Annotated in this window: 20 protein-coding genes; 14 read left to right on the top strand and 6 right to left on the bottom strand. The window is 58.7% G+C overall.

Features of this window, described 5'->3' with window-relative positions; genetic code table 11:
- Positions 1-79 precede the first annotated feature (79 nt).
- Positions 80-736 (top strand): epoxyqueuosine reductase QueH, encoded by a 657-nt coding sequence (locus tag E7738_RS18860; protein WP_031279356.1) that lies wholly within the window; start codon positions 80-82, stop codon positions 734-736.
- 37 nt (positions 737-773) lie between these two features.
- Here E7738_RS18860 and E7738_RS18855 read toward each other — a convergent pair whose 3' ends face one another.
- Positions 774-1,451: an SDR family oxidoreductase gene (locus tag E7738_RS18855; protein ID WP_058781696.1), complete on the bottom strand. Its 678-nt coding sequence runs from the start codon at positions 1,449-1,451 to the stop codon at positions 774-776.
- 159 nt (positions 1,452-1,610) lie between these two features.
- On the bottom strand, positions 1,611-4,334 hold the full coding sequence (gene mgtA, locus E7738_RS18850) for a magnesium-translocating P-type ATPase (protein ID WP_394515934.1): 2,724 nt from the start codon (positions 4,332-4,334) through the stop codon (positions 1,611-1,613).
- A 751-nt stretch (positions 4,335-5,085) separates the two neighbouring features.
- Between mgtA and E7738_RS18845 the strand changes: the two genes are divergently transcribed.
- The 6 genes from E7738_RS18845 to speG all read left to right on the top strand — a co-directional run bounded on the left by E7738_RS18845 (position 5,086) and on the right by speG (position 10,676).
- Complete coding sequence (locus E7738_RS18845; RefSeq protein ID WP_058776471.1) at positions 5,086-6,654, top strand: ABC transporter substrate-binding protein; 1,569 nt, start codon at positions 5,086-5,088, stop codon at positions 6,652-6,654.
- A complete protein-coding gene (locus tag E7738_RS18840; protein ID WP_021506482.1) occupies positions 6,654-7,706 on the top strand; it encodes an ABC transporter permease in 1,053 nt (350 codons plus the stop codon). The genes E7738_RS18845 and E7738_RS18840 overlap by 1 nt, the downstream gene beginning before the upstream one ends.
- Complete coding sequence (locus E7738_RS18835; RefSeq protein ID WP_031279350.1) at positions 7,703-8,560, top strand: ABC transporter permease; 858 nt, start codon at positions 7,703-7,705, stop codon at positions 8,558-8,560. Before E7738_RS18840 ends, E7738_RS18835 begins: the two co-directional genes overlap by 4 nt.
- The gene (locus E7738_RS18830) at positions 8,550-9,383 is read left to right on the top strand and encodes an ABC transporter ATP-binding protein (protein ID WP_394515933.1); all 834 of its coding nucleotides are present in this window, start codon (positions 8,550-8,552) and stop codon (positions 9,381-9,383) included. The genes E7738_RS18835 and E7738_RS18830 overlap by 11 nt, the downstream gene beginning before the upstream one ends.
- Positions 9,376-10,041 (top strand): ABC transporter ATP-binding protein, encoded by a 666-nt coding sequence (locus tag E7738_RS18825; RefSeq protein ID WP_021506479.1) that lies wholly within the window; start codon positions 9,376-9,378, stop codon positions 10,039-10,041. The genes E7738_RS18830 and E7738_RS18825 overlap by 8 nt, the downstream gene beginning before the upstream one ends.
- 89 nt (positions 10,042-10,130) lie before the next feature.
- Complete coding sequence (gene speG / locus E7738_RS18820; protein WP_021506478.1) at positions 10,131-10,676, top strand: spermidine N1-acetyltransferase; 546 nt, start codon at positions 10,131-10,133, stop codon at positions 10,674-10,676.
- Between the two features lie 87 nt (positions 10,677-10,763).
- Here the strand turns inward: speG and E7738_RS18815 are convergent, their stop codons facing one another.
- From E7738_RS18815 to E7738_RS18800, 4 genes are all read right to left on the bottom strand, one after another.
- The gene (locus E7738_RS18815) at positions 10,764-11,186 is read right to left on the bottom strand and encodes a hypothetical protein (RefSeq protein WP_058758247.1); all 423 of its coding nucleotides are present in this window, start codon (positions 11,184-11,186) and stop codon (positions 10,764-10,766) included.
- Between the two features lie 99 nt (positions 11,187-11,285).
- On the bottom strand, positions 11,286-12,218 hold the full coding sequence (mmuM, locus tag E7738_RS18810) for a homocysteine S-methyltransferase (RefSeq protein ID WP_394516356.1): 933 nt from the start codon (positions 12,216-12,218) through the stop codon (positions 11,286-11,288).
- Positions 12,208-13,623: an S-methylmethionine permease gene (gene mmuP, locus E7738_RS18805; RefSeq protein ID WP_166719519.1), complete on the bottom strand. Its 1,416-nt coding sequence runs from the start codon at positions 13,621-13,623 to the stop codon at positions 12,208-12,210. Before mmuP ends, mmuM begins: the two co-directional genes overlap by 11 nt.
- Before the next feature lie 133 nt (positions 13,624-13,756).
- Positions 13,757-14,095, bottom strand: coding sequence for a DUF2002 family protein (locus E7738_RS18800; RefSeq protein WP_021506475.1), 339 nt, complete (start codon positions 14,093-14,095; stop codon positions 13,757-13,759).
- A 149-nt stretch (positions 14,096-14,244) separates the two neighbouring features.
- On the opposite strand from E7738_RS18800, the gene E7738_RS18795 reads away from it, so the two are divergent.
- The 7 genes from E7738_RS18795 (at position 14,245) to proW (ending at position 21,627) form a co-directional block, all read left to right on the top strand.
- A complete protein-coding gene (locus tag E7738_RS18795) occupies positions 14,245-14,562 on the top strand; it encodes a DUF883 family protein (RefSeq protein ID WP_021506474.1) in 318 nt (105 codons plus the stop codon).
- Positions 14,563-14,906: 344 nt separating this feature from the next.
- A complete protein-coding gene (gene nrdH, locus E7738_RS18790) occupies positions 14,907-15,149 on the top strand; it encodes a glutaredoxin-like protein NrdH (RefSeq protein WP_021506473.1) in 243 nt (80 codons plus the stop codon).
- Positions 15,150-15,153: 4 nt separating this feature from the next.
- Positions 15,154-15,558, top strand: coding sequence for a class Ib ribonucleoside-diphosphate reductase assembly flavoprotein NrdI (nrdI, locus tag E7738_RS18785; RefSeq protein ID WP_021506472.1), 405 nt, complete (start codon positions 15,154-15,156; stop codon positions 15,556-15,558).
- Complete coding sequence (gene nrdE / locus E7738_RS18780) at positions 15,537-17,675, top strand: class 1b ribonucleoside-diphosphate reductase subunit alpha (protein ID WP_072209956.1); 2,139 nt, start codon at positions 15,537-15,539, stop codon at positions 17,673-17,675. The genes nrdI and nrdE overlap by 22 nt, the downstream gene beginning before the upstream one ends.
- An 8-nt stretch (positions 17,676-17,683) precedes the next feature.
- The gene (gene nrdF / locus E7738_RS18775) at positions 17,684-18,643 is read left to right on the top strand and encodes a class 1b ribonucleoside-diphosphate reductase subunit beta (protein ID WP_031279347.1); all 960 of its coding nucleotides are present in this window, start codon (positions 17,684-17,686) and stop codon (positions 18,641-18,643) included.
- Between the two features lie 600 nt (positions 18,644-19,243).
- Positions 19,244-20,440 carry a glycine betaine/L-proline ABC transporter ATP-binding protein ProV gene (gene proV / locus E7738_RS18770; protein WP_394515932.1) on the top strand — a complete coding sequence of 399 codons (1,197 nt, stop codon included), beginning with the start codon at positions 19,244-19,246 and terminating at the stop codon, positions 20,438-20,440.
- Positions 20,437-21,627, top strand: coding sequence for a glycine betaine/L-proline ABC transporter permease ProW (gene proW, locus E7738_RS18765; protein WP_127834469.1), 1,191 nt, complete (start codon positions 20,437-20,439; stop codon positions 21,625-21,627). Before proV ends, proW begins: the two co-directional genes overlap by 4 nt.
- Positions 21,628-21,668: the final 41 nt, after the last annotated feature.

Raw genomic sequence — 21,668 nt, 5'->3', positions numbered from 1 at the left:
TGAAACGCCACCGACGCTTTGCATCGGCCGGCCTTTGCCCCTACACTTGCCGCATCGCCCTTAACCATTAATTAACTTTATGTCCGATACATTTCAACGCCAGCCGCTGCCCTTGCCGAATGGCCATAATAAAGTGCTGCTGCACTCCTGCTGCGCTCCCTGCTCGGGAGAAGTGATGGAAGCGATGCTGGCTTCCGGCATCGATTACACCATCTTCTTCTACAACCCGAACATCCATCCGTTGAAAGAGTACGAGCTGCGCAAAGAGGAGAACATCCGCTTTGCCGAGCAGTTTGGCGTGCCTTTTGTTGATGCCGATTACGACAAAGACAACTGGTTCGAGCGCGCGCGTGGCATGGAGTGGGAGCCGGAGCGCGGCGTGCGCTGCACCATGTGTTTCGACATGCGCTTCGAGCGCACCGCGCTGTACGCGCATGAACACGGCTTCCCGGTGATCACCAGTTCACTCGGCATTTCGCGCTGGAAGAATATGCAGCAAATCAACGACTGCGGCGTACGCGCGGCGGCACGCTATCCGGATATGCTGTACTGGGAGTTTAACTGGCGCAAAGGTGGCGGTTCGTCGCGCATGATTGAGATCAGCAAGCGCGAGCGTTTCTACCAGCAGGAGTATTGCGGCTGCATCTATTCGCTGCGCGATACCAACCGCCACCGCGTAGCAAGCGGTCGCGAACGTATCGAAATCGGCGTGCAGTACTATTCGCCGGATGAGTAAGAAAAAAACCTGCTGGCGCTAACCAGCAGGCTAAGCATTACCAGTTCAGCAGCTGGCCGCGGTAATCCACGTAATGATGGCCGCCACGCCCGCTAAACTGCTGCAGCTGCGTGACCATGCCCTGCGCACTCTCGGTGACGGTGATATCCGCCCCCTCACCGCCCATGTCGGTTTTTACCCAGCCCGGATGCAGTGACAGCAAGGTGCTGCCCTGCTGGTGCATCTGCGTCGCCAGCGCGCGGCTCAGCATATTCAGCGCCGCTTTGCTGGCTGAGTAGAACGGCATCGCCGCGTCACGGTTCTCGTTGAGGCTGGCGAGACGCGACGTGGTCAGGCCCAGCACGCTCTGTTTATCGCGCAGCAGCGGCAGCAGGCTCTCCGCCAGGCGCACCGGCGCCACCGCATTGGTAAAGAACAGCTCGCTGAGCTGCGCATCGTCCACGTCGCGCAGCTGCGATGCGTGCGGACCGAGAATCCCGGCGTTAATCAGGATGCAATCAAAGGGTGCGTCGCCGAGCTGCCGGACCAGCGCGTCACGCTGCGCGCCATCGGTGATATCCAGCGCCAGCCACTGCAGCTGCGGATGCTGAAACGAAACCGCCGTGGAACGGTAGGTGGCGGTCACCTGCCAGCCCGCCTGCAGTAGTTGCTGCACCACGGCCAGGCCAATGCCTTTTGACGCCCCAATAATCAATGCTCGCTGTTGTTGGCTCATCTGTCTCTCGCTGGTTAGTGTGCCACGAAAAAGGGCAGGATACCCTGCCCTGTTGTCCTTACCGGAACACTAACGTTAGCACGACGATGACCACCATAATTATCAGCAGGTGGCACACCGTTTTATCCAGGTTGCGTTGCTTCATCGCGCCTCCTGCACTCAGAACCACTGGCCAAAGCGCTTGATGTACAGCGTTTTCATACCCTGCGCTACCAGGCAGTAACCGAGCAGCGTGGCCAGCAGCCACGGGAAATAGCTCCATGGCAGCGGCACCAGGCCGACCATCGCGCCGAGCGGCGAGAACGGCAGCAGAATGCCGGCAATCATTACGCAGGCGGTGGTCAGCAGCACCGGCAGCGCCGCGCGGCTCTGGATAAACGGAATCTTGCGCGTGCGCAGCATGTGCACCACCAGCGTCTGCGACAGCAGCCCTTCCACAAACCAGCCGGACTGGAACAGTGACTGCATCGCTGGGGTATTCGCCGCGAACACGTACCACATCAGCGCAAAAGTGGTGATGTCAAAAATTGACGACGTTGGCCCAATCCACAGCATAAAGCGTTTGATGTTGCGCGCGTCCCATTTGCGTGGTTTGCGCAGGAACTCGCGATCCATTTTGTCCCACGGCAGCGCCAGCTGTGACAGATCGTACATCAGGTTCTGAATCAGCAGGTGAATCGCCAGCATCGGCAGGAACGGAATGAACGCGCTCGCCACCAGCACCGAGAACACATTGCCGAAGTTGGAACTGGCGGTCATGTTCAGGTACTTGATGATGTTGCCGAACGTCTCGCGCCCCTTCATCACGCCCTCTTCCAGCACCATTAAATCCTTTTCCAGCAGGATGATGTCTGAAGACTCTTTGGCGATGTCCGCCGCGCTGTCGACCGAGATCCCCACATCGGCGTCACGCAGCGCCGGCGCATCATTAATGCCGTCACCGAGAAAACCCACCGTGTGGCCCTGCTGCTGCAGCGCACGCAGAATGCGTGACTTCTGCAGCGGCGTCAGTTTGGCAAACACCGAACTGCGCGCCGCGGCCTGCGCCAGCTGCTCATCGCTCATCGCCGCAATCGCCTCGCCGGTGAGGATCTCGCCACAGTCGATGCCCACCTGCTGACAGATGCGCGCCGTCACTACCGGATTATCGCCGGTCAGCACTTTGACCGTTACGCCGTTCTCGTTCAGCGCGGTAATCGCCTTCGCCGCACTCTCCTTCGGCGGATCGAGGAAGGTCAGCAACCCTTCGATGGTCAGCCCCTGTTCATTCGCGACGCTCAGCGCCTGTTGCAGGCCTGGCTCCGCCAGCGCGCGGCTGGCCACCAGCAGTACGCGGAAGCCCTGCTGATTGTACTGATGCGCCAGCGCCAGCAGCTCAGCGCGACGGGTTTCATTGAGCGGCTGAATCAGTTTGCCTTCGCGTTCGGCGCTGGCAATGCTCAGCATCTCTTCGACCGCGCCCTTACAGATCAGCATCTGCTGGTTGAGGCGGCGGTCACGCACCACCACTGAAACGCGACGACGCACAAAATCAAACGGCAGCTCATCCACTTTGCTGTAGTAGTCGCTCATGTCCGCGCTGATGCGTCCTTTGCCGTAGCGCAGGATGGCGCGATCCATCAGGTTAGGCGTGCCGCTCTGGTAATGGCTGTTGAGCCAGCTCAGCATCAGGACGCGCGAGTTCTCTACCCCGGCACAGTCGAGATGGTGCTCAAGGATAATGTTGTCCTGCGTCAGCGTGCCGGTTTTGTCGGTACACAGAATATCCATGGCGCCGAGGTTCTGGATCGCGTTCAGGCGTTTGACGATCACTTTTCGGCGCGACATGGCAATCGCCCCTTTGGCCAGATTCGAGCTGACAATCATCGGCAGCATTTCCGGCGTCAGTCCCACCGCCACCGCCAGCGCGAACAGCGAAGCATCCAGCCAGTCGCCTTTGGTCAGGCCGTTAATCAGCAGCACCACCGGCACCATCACCAGCATGAAGCGAATCAGCAGCCAGCTGACGCTGTTGACGCCGCGATCGAAAGCGGTTTGTGTGCGGTTACCGACAATCGATTTCGCCAGGCTGCCGAAATAAGTTTCCCCGCCGGTCGCCACCACCACCGCTTTGGCGCTGCCACTGGAGACATTAGTGCCCATCAGGCATACGCTGCCCAGTTCCAGCAGCGATGCATCTTTGTCGCTGGCGCTGGCCTGCTTGCTGGCCACGTGGCCGGTGACGTCATATTTCTCCACCGGCAGCGATTCGCCGGTCAGAATTGCCTGGCTGATAAACAGATCGCGTGAGTCGAGCAGCCGCACATCGGCCGGTACCAGATCGCCCGCTGAGAGATAAATGATGTCGCCGGGCACCAGGCTGGTGATGTCCACTTCCTGTTTCTGCGGCGCCTGCTGTACCGATTCCCGGCGCAACACGGTGGCGGTGGTGCGCACCATCGATTTCAGCGCCTGTGCCGCTTTGTTGGTGCGGAACTCCTGCCAGAAGCGCAGCAAACCGCTGAGCGTTACCATCGTCACAATGATGATGACACCGGTCAGATCGGTCTCCTCGCCATGGCGCAGCGGCATCCAGTAGTCGGTGAAAAAGCTCACCAGCGCCAGCGCCAGCAGCACATAGATGAACGGATTATTGAAAGCCTGAATCAGCTGCACCAGCGCCGGTGGCGCTTTATCATGCTCCACCTGATTGCGACCATAAATCTGCAGCCGCGCTTCCGCTTCGCGTTCGACCAGCCCCAGCGCATCGCTGCGCAGGCGCAGCAGCGTTTCGTCGGCGGTAAAAGCGGCTTCGTCTTCAATCAGATAGCGTGCGGTTTTCTGACGTGCCGGACGCACGGTGTTCCAGGCTTTTTTTTCCTGGTTGAGTTTCATGTCAGTCATGATGACACTCCTCGTTTATTTTTTTACGGCAATAACGATCCCTGCGCGCCAGGCGCACAAGTCGAAAACATTAATTGTCACGGCGTGACCGGATTAAATTAAAAATAACCTGTCGGGAATTTCCATATTACCTCCCGGAAATAATGGGCGAAGAAAGTCGCTCGCTGAATAACGAGTGAAATAAAATAACCACGGATAACGCTGCGCGCAGCAGCAGCCTGAAGCGGCTTAACGCGCAGGGAAGCTCAGCACGCTGAAGATCAGCGCGCGCATCGAGGCGGAGGAAAAAGTGCGTTTAAAATCATGTGCATGATGCTATTCCCACGGGCATCAGCCCGCTATGGTGTCATTATCAGGGAACAATCATCAGAAACAGGTGAGGATTGCTGCCCGCCATGTTGGCAAGCAGCGACAAAAGAATTCGCGCGTCAGCTTGCCTTGTATTGCCATCGATAAGGGTGACTGTCCAACTGAATTCTCCTGTGTGAAGTTGCGGCTATTATAGGAGGGCGAAAAGCGAAGTAAAGTTAATTATTCCGGGGTTCAGGTTGATTTAATTTTCGTTGCGATTTGGTTGATAATGCGTGCGGATATAAGGTGCATCAGATTAATCCGATCGCGTTACGCCCTCTTGCTTATAACTGAAGCGCACCGCTTAGAACCTTACGGCATATGCATAGCCATAAATTGACTATTCTTCACTGTAACGCTCTCGTAAACTCGCGTTACTTTTTTAAGGCAAGGAAACAACATGAAAAAAATTATTCCCTCACTGCTGGCGCTGTCGCTGGTAGCCGCCTTCTCTGCGCAGGCCGCCACGCCGAAAGATACGCTGGTGATTGCGCAGTCTACGGATGATGCGGACAGCTTTGATCCGGCCCAGGGCTTTGAACTGACCACGGTGCAAGCGTTCACTAACATTTATCAGCGCCTGGTGCAGTCCGATCCGGCCAATCCGACCGATCTTAAGCCAACGCTGGCGACGTCGTGGCAGCCGGGCAGCGATAACCGCAGCCTGACGTTTGCGCTGCGCAAAGACGCGAAGTTTGCCAGCGGTAACCCGCTGCGCCCGGAAGATGTCATCTTCTCGCTGGGCCGCGTGGTGAAACTCAACCTCGATCCGTCCTTTATTCTGACCCAGCTCGGCTGGAACAAAGACAACGTTGACAGCTTCCTGAAAAAGGTCGATGAAGATCACGTACAGATTAGCTGGAGCGCCAACGTCAGCCCGGCCTACGTGCTGAGCCTGCTGTCCGCGCCGGTCTCCTCGATCGTTGATGAAAAAACCGCGCAGGCCAACGCCAAAAACGGTGATTTCGGCCACGCGTGGCTCGGCACCCACTCGGCCGGCAGCGGCCCGTTCCAGATTCGCAAAGTGGTGCTGCATGAAGCGATACTGCTAAGCGCCAACCCGACCTCACCGGCCGGTGCACCGAAGCTGAAAAACATTCTGATCAAAAACGTGCCGGAGCCGGCAGCGCGCCGTCTGCTGCTGGAACAGGGCGATGTCGATATCGCGCGTAACCTCGGTGCTGATCAGATCGCTGCGCTGAAGGGCAAAGCCGGCGTGAAGACCGAAGCGATTCCGATGGCGTCGCTCTACTACATTCAGTTCAACGTCGGTGCCAATCCGGTACTGAAGAACCCGGCGCTGTGGGAAGCGGCACGTTACCTGTTCGACTATAAAGGTATCGCCAATGACCTGCTGAAGGGCCAGTTTGAAGTGCACCAGACCTTCCTGCCGAAGGGTTTCCTCGGTGCGCTGAACGACACGCCTTACAGCTACGATCCAGAGAAAGCCAAAGCGATTCTGCAGAAGGCCGGTCTGACCAACGTCAGCTTTAAGCTCTCTACCAGCAATCAGCCGCCGTACCTTGATATCGCGCAGGCGCTGCAGGGCAGCTTCGCCAAAGGCGGCGTGAAGGTGGAAGTGCAGCCGGGCTTAAGTTCTGAAGTCTCCACCCGCGTGAAGGCGCATCAGTATGAAGCTACGCTCAACGCCTGGGGCGCGGATTATTTCGACCCGAACACCAACGCCGCGTCCTTCGCATACAACCCGGAAGATGGCAGCAAAACCATTGCTTACCGTTCAGACTGGCACATCCCGGAGCTGAGCAAACAGACGCTGGCGGCGACGGCCGAAGCCGACAGCAATAAGCGCGTTGCGCTTTATCAGGCGATGCAGCGCGAAGTGCTGAAGAACTCGCCGTACGTGATTGGCCTGCAGGCGCGTAACCTGATTGCGCTGCGCGACAATCTGCAGGGCTATGTGCAGGGGATCAACCCGGACATGGTGTATTACGCGCAGGTTTCGAAGTAATGGCAGCGTCAGCGTCATCGGCCGGGTTCGCCCGGCCACTCTGGCAGCGCTTCAGCCGCCTCGTCACCAGTCTGCTGTCGCTGCTGGTAACGCTGGTGGGTTTGTTAGCGTTTACTTTCATGCTGTCGCACCTGTCGCCAGTCGACCCGGTGCAGCAAATCGCCGGCGATCACGCCAGCGAAGCCACCTATGCTCAGGTGCGTCACGACCTTGGGCTGGATCAGCCGGTGCTGGTGCAGTTCTGGCGCTATATCAGCCATCTGGCGCAGGGCAATCTCGGCCTGTCGCACCTGACCAATCAGCCGGTCAGCGCCGACCTGATGCGCACCTTCCCCGCCACGCTTGAGCTGGCGACCTGTTCGATGATATTCGCTGCGGTGTTCGGCGTGACGCTCGCGCTGCTGGCGGCGTGGAAACCGGGCAGCGTCATTGATAACGTGGCGCGCTTTATCTCGCTGCTGGGCTACTCGGTGCCGGTGTTCTGGCTCGGCCTGCTGGGCCTGCTGCTGTTTTACGCCGTGCTGCACTGGTCCGCCGGTCCGGGCCAGCTGGATGATATCTGGATTTATACCCTCGAACCGAAGACCGGCTTTGTACTGATTGATAGCTGGCTCTCCGGCGATGCGGAAATGTTCCGTAACGCGATTGCGCATCTGTGGCTGCCGGTGGTGATTCTCGGCCTGCTGGCGATGGCAGGCATTACGCGCCTGCTGCGCGCGGCACTGCTGGAAGAGAGCAGCAAAGAGTATGTGGTGCTGGCGCGCGCGAAAGGCGCTGGCCGGGCGCGCATTCTGCTGCGTCATATTTTCCCCAACGTGCTGGGCACGCTGATCACCGTTATCGCCCTCTCCTACGCCACGCTGCTGGAAGGGTCCGTGCTGACGGAAACCGTATTCGCCTGGCCGGGCGTCGGTCGCTACATGACCAACGCGCTGTTTTCCGCGGATGTTCCGGCGATTCTCGGCGCTACGTTGCTGATTGGCAGCTGCTTTATCCTGCTCAATGCCGTGGCCGACGCCCTCACCTGGTTAACCGATCCGAGAACCCGATGACTCAACAACTTCATGAACTGGAAACCGTGCGCCCGCGCCGGCGCCGGGCGCGTATCACTTCGCTGACCATCGGCCTGACGCTGGTGATCGTGCTGGTGGCCATGGCGCTGCTGGCGCCGCTGCTGGCGCCGTTTGATCCTAACGCGCAGGTGATTGAACAGCGTCTGCTGGCACCGTCGGCGCTGCACTGGTTCGGCACCGACGGCTTCGGCCGCGATTTATTGTCGCGCGTGATTTACGGCGCACGTCCGACGCTGCTGCTGGTGTCGCTGATTCTGGTGCTGACCATTCCGGTTGGCCTGTTAGTCGGCATCACCGCTGGCTACGTCGGCGGCTGGACCGAACGCGTGCTGATGCGCATCACCGATATTTTCCTGTCGCTGCCCAACCTGGTGATTGCGCTGGCGCTGGTGGCAATGCTGGGCCCGGGCCTGATGAACGGCGCGCTGGCGCTGGCGCTCACCAGCTGGCCGCCGTTTGCCCGGCAGGCACGCGCGGAAACCCTGGCATTGCGCCGCAGCGATTACCTCGCCGCCGCGCGCATGCAGGGCATTACCGGCCTGCGCCTGATGTTTGGCCACATTCTGCCGCTCTGCCTGCCGACCGCAGTGGTGCGTGCCGCGCTGAGCCTCGGCGGGATTATTCTTTCTGCCGCCGGGCTGGGCTTCCTCGGCATGGGCGTACAGCCGCCAACCGCCGAATGGGGCTCGATGGTAGCAGAAGGCAGTAAAGTGATTTTCGACCAATGGTGGGTGGCGGCAGCGCCCGGCGCAGCCATTCTGTTCGCCAGCCTGGCGTTTAACCTGACAGGCGACGGCCTGCGTGACCGACTGGATACCCGCCATGCCAAATGATCTGTTAATTGATGCGCAGGGGCTGACGATTCGCAGCCACGACGCGCTGCTGGTGGATAACATCAGCTTTACCCTTGGCCGCGAACGCGTGGCGCTGGTCGGTGAATCCGGCTCGGGCAAATCCCTGACCGCGCGTGCGCTGATGGGCCTGCTGTCGCCCGCGCTGCAGCTGCAGGCTGACCGGCTGCGGGTGGCGGGCGCAGACGCCCTGCACCTGCGCGAGCGCGACTGGATCGGCCTGCGCGGCGGCAAAGTGGCGATGGTCATGCAGGACCCGAAATACGCGCTCAACCCGACGCGCACCATTGGCTGGCAGGTTGAAGAGCCGCTGGTGCTGCACCGCAAGCTGAGCCGCGCCGAGCGCAAAGAGAAAGTGTGCGAGATGCTGGACGCGGTGGGCCTGCCCGAGCCGCGCCAGCTGATGAAGCGCTATCCGCATCAGCTCTCCGGCGGCATGGGCCAGCGGGTGATGCTGGCGATCGCGCTGATTACCGATCCCGATCTGCTGATTGCCGATGAGCCCACCTCGGCGCTCGATCACGCCATGCGCGATCAGGTGCTGGCGCTGATTCGTCGTCTGGTGGAGCAGCGCAATATGGGCCTGCTGCTGATCAGTCACGATCTGCAACAGGTCTCCGAGCACTGTCAGCGGGTAATGGTGATGTATAAAGGCCGCCTGCTGGACACGCTGCCGGCGGCGCAACTGTCAGACGCCAGCCATCCTTATACCCGCACGCTGTGGGCCTGCCGTCCGGGGAAAGCCACGCATGGCGAACGCCTGCCGGTGCTGGATCGCGCGGCGCTGGAGAAGATGCATGATTGAATTAGCCAACCTGAGCGTCTCGCACAAACAGGGTTATGAACTGCGCACCGTGGTGCACGATGTGAACCTGCAGGTGGCGGCCGGCGAGTGTTTCGGTCTGGTGGGGCCTTCCGGCTGCGGTAAATCGTCGCTGCTGTGGGTGATGGCCGGACTGAATCCGCACTGGCGCGGCCAGATGACGCTGGCGAATACCGCCGTGCAGCCAGGCAAACCCTTTACCGGCCAGCTGCGTCGCGATGTGCAGATGGTGTTTCAGGATCCCTACGCTTCGCTGCATCCACGCCACCGGCTGCGCCGCACGCTGGCGGAACCGCTTAAGCTGCTGCGACGCGATAACATCGACGATCGCATCAACGCGGGCTTCCGCCATGTCGGGCTGGATCCGGCGCTGGCGGATCGCTATCCGCATCAGCTGTCCGGTGGACAGCGTCAGCGCGTGGCCATCGTGCGCGCCCTGCTGCTGGAGCCTAAGATCCTGCTGCTGGATGAGCCGACGTCGGCGCTGGATATGTCTGTGCAGGCCGAGATCCTGAATCTGCTAAACGATCTCAAACAGAATGATGGCCTGACGATGGTGCTGGTCAGCCACGATCCTGACGTGATCGATCATATGTGCGATCGCGCCGCGCGCATGGCGCAGGGCCGGATTGTTGGTTAGCATGGCATGAGCGCAACGCGGCGCAGTTTATCCTGAAGGTCGATTGCGCCGCTGCCCAACAGCCATTCAGTCATCTAAAGGAACACCGTATGACGGTAAAATTACGTCCGCTGGAGCGGGAAGATCTGCACTTTGTCCATCAGCTGGATAACAATGCCAGCGTGATGCGCTACTGGTTTGAAGAGCCGTACGAAGCGTTTGTGGAGCTTTCTGACCTGTATGACAAGCACATCCACGATCAGACCGAGCGGCGCTTTGTGGTGGAACACGACGGGCAAAAAGCCGGGCTGGTCGAGCTGGTCGAGATCAACCACGTGCATCGCCGGGCGGAGTTTCAGATCATCATCGACCCGGCGCATCAGGGCAAGGGCTTAGCCAGCAGAGCGGCAAAGCTGGCGATGGATTACGGCTTTTCGGTGCTCAATCTCTACAAGCTGTATCTGATTGTCGATCAGGAGAACGAGAAGGCGATTCATATCTACACCAAGCTCGGTTTCGAGGTGGAAGGCGTGCTGAAGCACGAGTTTTTCATCAACGGCGAGTACCGCAACACCATCCGCATGTGCATTTTCCAGCAGCAGTACCTGGCGCAGCATAAATCCGGTAATGCGATGGTGAAACCTACCGCGCAATAATAACCCTCGGCACGAACCGTAGCGGCGCAATTTATTGCGCGTATTTAACTAAGCGCGATAAATCGCGCCGCTACGCATCCGTGCAAATTAACCGCCGCGTGCGCCGACCACGTTGAGATGCGGCTGCGGGTGTGCTGGCTTCAGGTCATACATGCCGCCATAAAACGGATCGACCACCAGCCAGCCGGGGAAACCGAGCAGCGGAATATTGCCCAGTACGTACCACAGGTTGGCGCTGGCCTCGATGGGCAGCGTCAGCGGCACGTAGCCTGGACTCTCCAGCATCACCTGATAATGTTTCTTACCGAAATAGGTGCCATTGGATTTCGCCAGATCTACCGTCTGCGGCGTATAGCCCTGCGCCACCGCGCGGCCGGTTTCATCCTGCACGGTGAAACGCGCGCCCTGCGGCACAGAGTCAATTTTTACCGGTTGCGTTTCGGTGCCAACAATGGTGGCACAGCCGCTCAGCAGCAGCGCACAGGCGGGAAGAAGATGTCGCAGGTTCATAGCAGGTCCGCTTCAGAATCAGAAAGGACAGTCTAAACTGCCCTCTCTGCCTTTTCACTCGCCTCAATCGCGCTATCAGTGGCGCTTTTCTGCGCTTTATTACGGTTGACAACAGGCGGCAATCGCCGCGATATCCTGTGGCGTGGTGCGACAGCAGCCGCCAATCAGCCGTGCGCCCGCCTGTTGCCACTCGGGGAACTTATCGTGCAGCGTGCAGCCAGACGGCGCCGAGTGCCAGCTTTTGCTGACCGCATCATACTGCTCGCCGGAGTTAGGATAGACCAGCAGCGGCTTGTCCGTCAGCGCCTGTAGCGTTTGCAGCGCCGGCGTCACGCTCTCCAGCGCCACGCAGTTGAGACCGACAGCGACCACCTGTGGCGCGCCATTAATGACTTCCGCCACCTTGCTCAGCGGCGTGCCGTCACTCAGGTGTTGCGCATCGCGCAGCGTGAAGGAGAACCACGCGCTGCTGTGCGGAAACTCCGCCAGCAGGCTAATCAGCGCCTGAATTTCACCAAACGACGGCAGCGTTTCACACGCCAGCAAATCCACGCCCGCCTCCAGCAGCGCCGCCACGCGCGGACGATGGAAATCTTTCATTTCAGCAGCCGGTAAGGCGTAGTCGCCACGATACTCGGCGCCGTTGGCCAGATAAGCGCCGTAAGGACCGACCGATCCGGCCACCAGCAGCGGTGCCTCGCTGCCTGTGGCGGCACGATAATCGTCGCGCGCGCGCTGCGCCAGCGTCACGCTCTGGCGGATCAGCGCGCTGGCCTGGCCGCTATCCAGTCCGCGGGCGGCGAAGCCCAGCGGCGTCGCCTGATAGCTGGCGGTGATCGCCACATTCGCGCCGGCGGCGAAATAGTCATAGTGCACCTGATAAATCAGCTCGGGATTTTCCATTAGCACTTTGGCTGACCACAGCGTATCGGCCAGATTACAGCCGCGCGCTTCCAGCTCTGTCGCCAGCGCGCCATCCAGAATCAGGGTATCAGTGTGGGTCAGGGCCGCAGCGATGGGGTTACGCGACATCATCGGTCTCCTTAGCGTTGAAAGCGTGTTGGCGTTTTTGCGTCAGATAATAAGCAGCGTAGCAGAACAGTACAAAAGGAATGCCGCACCATAGCGCGATGCGCTGTGACGGGTCAAAGGCCAGCCCGATGCACGCCAGCAGACACAGGGTAAATCCGAGGATCGGCACCAGCGGATAGAACGGCGCGCGGTACGCCAGCTGCTGCGGCGTATTGCCCGCCTGCAGATAGCGACGACGGAACATGTAGTGTGAGGCGCAAATGCTCAGCCACACCGCCACCACGGCAAAGCCGGAAATCGCTGACAGTGCCACAAACACCGTATCCGGCGCGATCACGCTGGAAAACAGCGCCAGCAGGCCACCGAGCATACTGACGGTGATGGCCAGCTGCGGAATGCCGCGCCGGTTGACCCGGGCAAAGCAGCGCGGCAGCGTGTTTTCATTGGCCAGCGACCACAGCATCCGTCCCGAGGCGTACAGTCCGGAGTTCGCGGCTGACAGGATCGCGGTGAGGATCACGAAGTTGAAAATATCCGCCGCGTACGGGATGCCGATCTTTTCGAACACCAGTACGAACGGACTTTTAACGATGCCCGCCTGATCCATCGGGATCAGCGCGGCCAGCACAAACACCGTGCCGATAAAGAAGATGATCAGGCGCGCCACGGTGGTGCGAATCGCCAGCGGCAGCGCTTTCTGCGGCTGCTCGGTTTCACCCGCCGCAATGCCGATCAGCTCGGTCCCGGAGAAGGCAAAATTCACCGCCACCATGGTCATCAGAATCGGCAGCGTACCGTGCGGCAGCCAGCCGGAAGCCGTCAGGTTATGTAATCCCGGCGCCGCGCTGCCGTCTTTCATCGGGATGAACCCCAGCATCGCCGCTGCGCCCAGCACGATAAAGGCAATGATGGTGATCACTTTAATGATGGAGAACCAGAACTCTCCTTCGGCAAAGAAGCGCGTCGAGACACTATTCAGCAGATAAATGGCGACACAGAACACCAGGCACCACAGCCACACCGGCACCGTCGGAAACCAGTACTGCATGCAGAAACCGGCGGCGGTCAGGCTGGAGCCGAGCGCCACCGTCCAGGTGAGCCAGTAGAGCCAGGCCACGGTGTAACCGGTCGCCGGACTGAGGTAGCGCGCGGCGTAGACGTGAAACGCGCCGGTTTCCGGCATCGCCACCGCCAGTTCGCCAAGGCACACCATTACCAGCCATACCACCAGCGCACCAATCAGATAGGCCAGCAGCGTGCCCGCTGCGCCGGTGGTGGAGATGATGTAGCCGGTGTTGAAAAACAGCCCGGTGCCAATCACGCCGCCGAGCGACAGCATCACCAGATGCCGCACCTTCATGCTGCGCTTGAAGTTTGCCTGCGAAGGCGTCGGTTCAGTTTGCATTCTTTATATCCATATGGACGTCTAAACTTCTATATGGACACAGAGTTATACGCATCCGCGCGGCAATTTGCAACGTGGGAAAGGGTAAGGATTGGGAAAGCGTGTGCGGCCCCGCCGCGACGGGGCACACCAGTCAGGCGCCGAAGACGCCCTGCAGATAACGCTCAAGCGCCATGCGCGAGCTAAAACCGTGGGGAATACCGTAGTGCTCCTGCGAATCCCCCATAAGGTAGAGAGGGAACTGCGTGTAGTGGTCGCAGGTTTTCATCTCTGATGCGGGTTCAGCGAAATGCTGACTTTTTTCTTTCAGGGTGGGATGAATGATCAACGCTGTGCGCCCCATGCGGGCTTCGCGATTCACATAGACGTAGTTTTCGCCACGGCGATAACCATAAGTTTTGGGTGTCAGGACGTCCATTTCGAATCCTGCTTTTTCCAGTACGCGCGCTACCTCATCCGGACGTAAATACATGCTTGCTCCTCTCTTCTCACAGCCCCGCAACCTTACATCAGCACGACAGCACAGGACATTCGGAATTTCCCTAAAGCCTGGCACACGGCTGCGTTTAGTCACGTTTCGTCTACACTTAGTATTACGTTTTAAGTCAAAGGGAGCGAAAAATGTTTAATCGAACCAGCAAAAACGATGACATTGATATCAATCAGGATGTAAACGAACTGGCCGATTCGCTGGAAGCCTTACTGAAATCTTACGGCAGCGAAGCCAAAGATGAAGTGGATAGCGCACGCAGCCAGGCGCAGGCCCTGCTGAAACAGACGCGCGCTAAACTCAACGGCAGTGGCAACCGCGTGACTCAGGCCGCGCGCGATGCGGGTTATCAGGTGGATGCTTACGTGCATGACAAACCGTGGTACGGCGTGGGTGTCGGTGCCGCCGTCGGTCTGGTGCTGGGCGCGCTGCTGATGTCACGCCGCTAAATCGCTAAGAAATCATCAGGAGCCTCGCGCATGCGGGGCTTTTTTTTGCGCGTCACTCCGCATTAGCGCGCCGATCCGGCTGCTGTCAGGCTGGTTAAAATTGCCGCAAAACCCTTTACAAAAATTTTTTCCCTGCGCCAGGGCGCACCATCGCTGGCATTCGCCCTATTCCGACTGCTTAAATCACAAAACCCTATATCTGGTGGGCTTGACCACCAATACCACTACATCTAGTATTCAACACATCAACTCGCTACCAGATGTCAGCAGGGACGACGTTCGCAGCAAAAGGGTTTTTGCTTCGTATCTCGCAACCTGACCACAACCAGAGGGAAATACGAATCATGCGCATTATTATTTACACTAAGAGCCAGTGTGTCCAGTGTGACGCCACCAAAAATGCCATGGATCGCAGTGGCATCGACTACCAGCTGATTAACCTCGATAGCCAACCGGAAGCCATCGATCAGCTCAAATCGCTTGGCTATCGCCAGGTGCCCGTGGTGATGACGCACAACGACCACTGGAGCGGCTTCCGTCCCGACAAAATCGCCGGCCTGCGCCAGCTCGCTGCCGTCGGGGGATAAAGCGATGTTTCCACTGGTCTATTTTTCCAGCCAGTCGGAAAACACGCACCGGTTTATCACCCGTCTCGGCCTGCCTGCGCGGCGTATTCCGCTCGACGCCACGCAGCGCCTGCACATCGACCAGCCCTACATTTTAGTGGTGCCGAGCTACGGCGGCGGCAGCGCGCGTGGAGCAGTGCCGAAACAGGTGATTCAGTTCCTTAATGATGACGCCAATCGGCGCGGTATTCGCGGTGTGATTGCTGCGGGCAATCGCAACTTTGGCGCGGGCTTCTGCCTGGCCGGCGACATCATTGCGCAGAAATGTCAGGTTCCCTATCTCTACCGCTTTGAACTGATGGGAACCGCCGACGATATTGCCCATGTTAAAGCGGGAGTGACCCAATTTTGGCAACGACAGACACCCTGAACAGCACACAGCTGGACTACCACGCGCTCAACGCGATGCTGAACCTGTATGACGCCGATGGCCGCATCCAGTTCAGCAAAGATCATGAAGCCACACGCCAGTTTTTCCTGCAGCACGTCCAGCCCAACAGCGTGCCATTCGACTCGCACGGCGAGCGTCTGCGCTATCTGGTGGCCGAAGGCTATTATGAAGCCGGGGTACTGAACCAGTACGATTTCGCCTTCCTGTGCCAGCTGCACGAAGAGGCTGACGCCTGGGGCTTCCGTTTTCACACCTTCCTCGGTGCGTGGAAGTTTTATACCAGCTATACGCTGAAAACCTTCGACGGCAAACGCTATCTGGAAACCTTTGAGCAGCGCGCCTGCATGGTGGCGCTGACGCTGGCGCGCGGCAATGAAACGCTGGCGCGGGAACTGCTGGCCGAGATGCTGAGCGGTCGCTTCCAGCCGGCTACGCCCACGTTCCTAAACTGCGGTAAACAGCAGCGCGGCGAGCTGGTCTCCTGCTTCCTGCTGCGCATTGAAGACAATATGGAGTCGATTGGCCGCGCGGTGAATTCGGCGCTGCAGCTGTCGAAGCGCGGTGGTGGCGTGGCGTTTCTGCTCTCCAACCTGCGTGAATCCGGCGCGCCGATCAAGCGCATTGAAAATCAGTCGTCCGGCGTAATTCCGGTGATGAAGATGCTGGAAGATGCGTTCTCCTACGCCAATCAGCTTGGTGCGCGTCAGGGCGCGGGCGCGGTGTGGCTGAATGCGCACCATCCGGATATCCTGCGCTTCCTCGATACCAAACGTGAAAACGCTGACGAGAAGATCCGCATTAAAACGCTGTCGCTCGGCGTGGTGATTCCGGATATCACCTTCCAGCTGGCCAAAGAGAACCGCGATATGGCGCTGTTTTCGCCTTACGACGTTGAGCGTATTTACGGCAAGGCGTTTGCTGATATCAGTATCAGCGAGCACTACGAGGCGATGCTGGCCGACGATCGCATCCGTAAAACCTTCATCAAGCCGCGCGACTTCTTCCAGACGCTGGCGGAAATTCAGTTTGAGTCCGGCTATCCCTACATCATGTATGAGGACAGCGTGAACCGCAGCAACCCGATTGCCGGTCGCATCAACATGAGTAACCTGTGTTCGGAGATCCTGCAGGTTAACAGCGCCAGCGAGTATCACGACGACCTGAGCTATCGCCGCGTCGGCAAAGATATCTCCTGTAACCTCGGCTCCCTGAATATCGCCCACGCCATGGATTCGCGTAATCTGGCGCAAACCGTGGAAGTGGCGGTGCGCGCGCTGACGGCGGTTTCCGAGATGAGTGACATCACCTCCGTGCCGTCGGTGGCGGAAGGCAATCGCCGTTCGCACGCTATCGGTCTCGGGCAGATGAACCTGCACGGCTATCTGGCGCGTGAGGGTATGGCTTACGGTTCGCCAGAGGCGCTGGATTTCACCAACCTCTATTTCTACTGCGTGACGTATCACGCCCTGCGCACCTCCAACCTGCTGGCGCAGGAGCGCGGCGCGAGCTTTGACGGCTTTGCGCAGTCGCAGTACGCCAGCGGCGCCTATTTCGACAAATATACCCAACACAGCTGGCAGCCGCGTACTGCCCGGGTGGCGCAGATTTTTGCCGATGCCGGCATCGCCCTGCCCGACCAGGCGGACTGGCTGGCACTGCGTGCGTCGGTAATGCAGCACGGTTTGTATAACCAGAACCTGCAGGCGATTCCGCCGACCGGTTCCATCTCTTACATCAACCACGCCACGTCGAGCATCCACCCGATTGTGTCGCGCATTGAGATCCGTAAAGAGGGCAAAACCGGCCGCGTGTATTACCCGGCTCCGTTTATGACCAATGACAACCTTGAGCTGTATCAGGATGCCTACCAGATTGGTCCAGAAGCGATTATTGATACTTACGCCGAAGCCACCCGGCACGTCGATCAGGGCCTGTCGCTGACGCTGTTTTTCCGCGATGACGTCACGACGCGCGATATCAACAAAGCGCAGATCTACGCCTGGAAGAAAGGCATCAAAACCCTCTATTACATTCGACTGCGTCAGATGGCGCTACAAGGCACGGAGGTACAGGGCTGCGTTTCCTGTGCACTGTGATGATGACTATGCAACTTAAACAAATTCAGGCGATTAACTGGAACCGCATCCAGGACGAGAAAGATCTCGAAGTGTGGAACCGTCTTACCAGCAACTTCTGGCTGCCGGAGAAGGTGCCGCTGTCCAACGATCTGCCGGCCTGGCAGTCGCTCGACCCGCAGCAGCAGCAGCTGACGATTCGGGTGTTTACCGGTCTGACGCTGCTCGACACCATTCAGAACGTCATTGGCGCACCGGGACTGATGGAAGATGCGCTGACGCCGCACGAAGAGGCGGTGCTGTCGAACATCAGCTTTATGGAAGCGGTACATGCGCGCTCTTACAGTTCGATCTTCTCCACGCTGTGTAACACCGCCGACGTGGATGCCGCCTACCGCTGGAGTGAGGAGAATGCCGCCCTGCAGAACAAGGCGAAAATCGTGCTGGATCACTACCGCGCCAGCGATCCGCTGAAGAAGAAAATCGCCAGCGTCTTTCTGGAGTCGTTCCTGTTTTACTCCGGCTTCTGGCTGCCGATGTACTGGTCAAGCCGCGGCAAGCTGACCAACACCGCCGATCTGATTCGGCTGATTATCCGTGATGAAGCGGTACACGGTTATTACATCGGCTATAAGTACCAGAAAGCGCTGGAAACCGTTGACGACGCGCGCCGCGCTGAGCTGCAACAGTTCGCCATCGATTTACTGCTGGCGCTGTATGAAAACGAGGTGGTGTACACCGAAGCGCTGTATGCTGACGTGGGCTGGGCCGAAGAGGTGAAAACCTTCCTGCATTACAATGCCAACAAGGCGCTGATGAACCTGGGTTACGAAGCGCTGTTCCCGGCGGAGCTGACGGCGGTGAATCCGGCGATTCTGTCGGCGCTGTCGCCCAACGCCGATGAAAACCACGATTTCTTTTCGGGTTCCGGTTCATCCTATGTGATGGGTAAAGCGGTTGAAACCGAGGACGAGGACTGGAATTTTTAGTCGCGTGGGGTGCGCGGTAAAGGGTGCGTATTGCACCGTAAGCGGTGCGCATCAATGCGCACCCTACGGTTGGGTTAATCATGTCGCCTGAAATGCCCCCGGCGGTTAGGTTGATGCATCTGTAGGGTCGGCATTCATGCCGACCGGAACGCGCCCCAGCGGTAATATTGATGCATCTGTGGGTCGGCATTGATGCCGACCAGGTTAATTTCATGCCGATCCCACCACGTTCTGAGCATTCATTTTCCTCTCCTGCATTCCCGCCGTCCCCCGAAATAAGGTTAATTCCGCGCGTGATTATTTTATCTATTTAGCGCCATTCATCGCCGGGATATTTCGCCTGACTAAGCGTGATTTATCCGCCTTCCGGCAATAATTCTGGCCTAAACCGGTTTAATTTCACAAAAAATTCAGAAAAAATTTATCCCGTCTCATCCCTTGCAGGCACTGGAATTAGCCACTGTCGCGCCATACCTGTCACGCCAGATATTTCCGTCAAGGGTTGTCAGATAATCTCACTATGCTACGGTATAGGCGCTTAAATTTACGCAGGGTACAACAAGAAATAGTCAGACATTTAACCAGGAATTTCATTACTGCATGGCAATTAAACTCGAAGTAAAGAATTTATATAAGGTATTTGGCGATCATCCCGAAAAGGCATTTAAGCTGATTGAAAAAGGCGAGAGTAAAGAGAGTATTCTGGCGAAAACCGGCCTCTCACTCGGTGTCAAAAATGCCAGTCTGGCCATTGAAGAAGGCGAGATCTTTGTCATCATGGGGCTGTCCGGCTCCGGCAAGTCCACTATGGTTCGCCTTCTCAATCGTCTGATCGAGCCGACACGCGGCCAGGTGATTATTGATGGCGTCGATATTGCCAAAATATCCGACGCAGAATTGCGTGATGTGCGCAGAAATAAAATCAGCATGGTATTCCAGTCATTCGCACTGATGCCGCACATGACGGTGCTAAATAACACCGCGTTCGGCATGGAATTAGCTGGCGTGGCGTTGCAGGAGCGGCAGGAAAAAGCGCTCGACGCGCTGCGTCAGGTCGGGCTGGAAAATTATCCTCACGCCTGGCCCGATGAACTCTCCGGCGGAATGCGTCAGCGTGTTGGATTAGCCCGCGCACTGGCGATTAATCCAGATATATTGCTAATGGACGAAGCCTTTTCCGCACTTGATCCATTAATTCGCACGGAAATGCAGGATGAACTGGTAAAACTGCAGGCGAAACATCAGCGCACCATCGTGTTTATTTCCCACGATCTGGATGAGGCGATGCGTATTGGCGACCGCATCGCCATCATGCAGGGCGGCGAAGTGGTACAGGTCGGCACGCCGGATGAAATCCTCAATAATCCGGCCAACGATTATGTGCGCACCTTCTTCCGCGGCGTGGATATCAGTCACGTCTTCAGCGCCAAAGATATCGCCCGCCGCAGCGCCGGCGCGCTGATTCGTAAGGCCGCCGGTTTCGGTCCGCGGTCGGCGATCAAACTGCTGCAGGATGAAGACCGCGAATATGGCTACGTGCTGGAGAAACAGAAATTCATCGGCGTCGTCTCCACTGACTCGCTGAAAGCGGCACTCGCCGCAGGTGAAGGGCTGGATAACGCGCTGCTCGACGCACCGCTGGCGGTTCCTGCCGATACCTCGCTTAACGATTTGCTCTCTCACGTCGCGCAGGCGCCCTGTGCGGTGCCGGTGATCGGCGAAGATCAGCAGTACGTCGGTATCATTTCCAAAAGCACGCTGTTACGCGCTTTAGATCGTGAAGGAGCCCAGCCATGAGTGCACAAAACGCCAATCCATGGGAAAGCGCCAGCCAGACCAGCGCACCACCCGCCACCAGCAACGCCGCCGCAGCCAGCAGCGATCCGTGGTCCGCGACAGGTAGCAGCACGCCGGCTGACAGCAGCGCCAGCGCCGCCGATGCCTGGGGCAACGCCGCCGGCAGTACATCGGATGCTGCCAGCAGTGGTGGACACGATGCCGTCAGCAGCGCCGCCAGCAGCAGCGACTGGCTGAGCAGCGCACCGGCCGCGGCACCGGATCACTTCAGCCTGCTGGATCCGTTCCACACCACGCTGATTCCGCTGGATCGCTGGGTCACCGAAGGCATCGACTGGGTGGTAACCCATTTCCGTCCGCTGTTTCAGGGCATTCGCGTGCCGGTGGATTATATCCTCAGCGCCTTCCAGCAACTGCTGATGGGGCTGCCTGCGCCGGTGGCGATCGTGGTGTTTGCGCTGATTGCCTGGCAGATTGCCAGCCCGGCGATGGGCCTCGCCACGCTGATATCGCTGGTGCTGATTGGCATGATCGGTGCCTGGTCCCAGGCGATGGTGACGCTGGCGCTGGTGCTCACCGCCCTGCTGTTTTGCGTACTGATTGGCCTGCCGCTTGGCATCTGGCTGGCGCGCAGTGAGCGCGCGGCGCGCATCGTGCGGCCCCTGCTGGATGCGATGCAAACCACGCCAGCGTTCGTCTATCTGGTGCCCATCGTCATGCTGTTTGGTATCGGCAACGTGCCGGGCGTAGTGGTGACGATTATCTTTGCCCTGCCGCCGGTGGTACGTCTCACCATACTCGGCATCAAGCAGGTGCCGGCTGACCTGATCGAAGCCAGTGAATCTTTCGGTGCCAGCCCGCGCCAGATGCTGTTCAAGGTCCAGCTGCCGCTGGCGATGCCGACCATTATGGCTGGCGTCAATCAGACACTGATGCTGGCGCTGTCGATGGTGGTCATCGCCTCGATGATTGCCGTTGGCGGTCTGGGCCAGATGGTGCTGCGCGGTATTGGTCGCCTCGATATGGGCCTTGCCAGCGTGGGCGGCGTCGGTATCGTGATCCTCGCCATCATTCTCGACCGCCTGACACAGTCGGTAGGTCGCGACAGCCGCAGCCGTGGCAGCCGCCACTGGTACAGCAGCGGGCCGCTGGGTTTGTTGCTGCGTCCATTCAGTAAAAAAGCCTGATTTCTTTGGGCGGCCCGCTGAGGTCGCCCGTCTCCGACGTC

This window comes from Pantoea sp. SGAir0430 (genome assembly GCF_043549295.1).
Note: the sequence above shows the minus strand (reverse complement) of the source record. Positions and strands in the feature narration are given on the sequence as shown.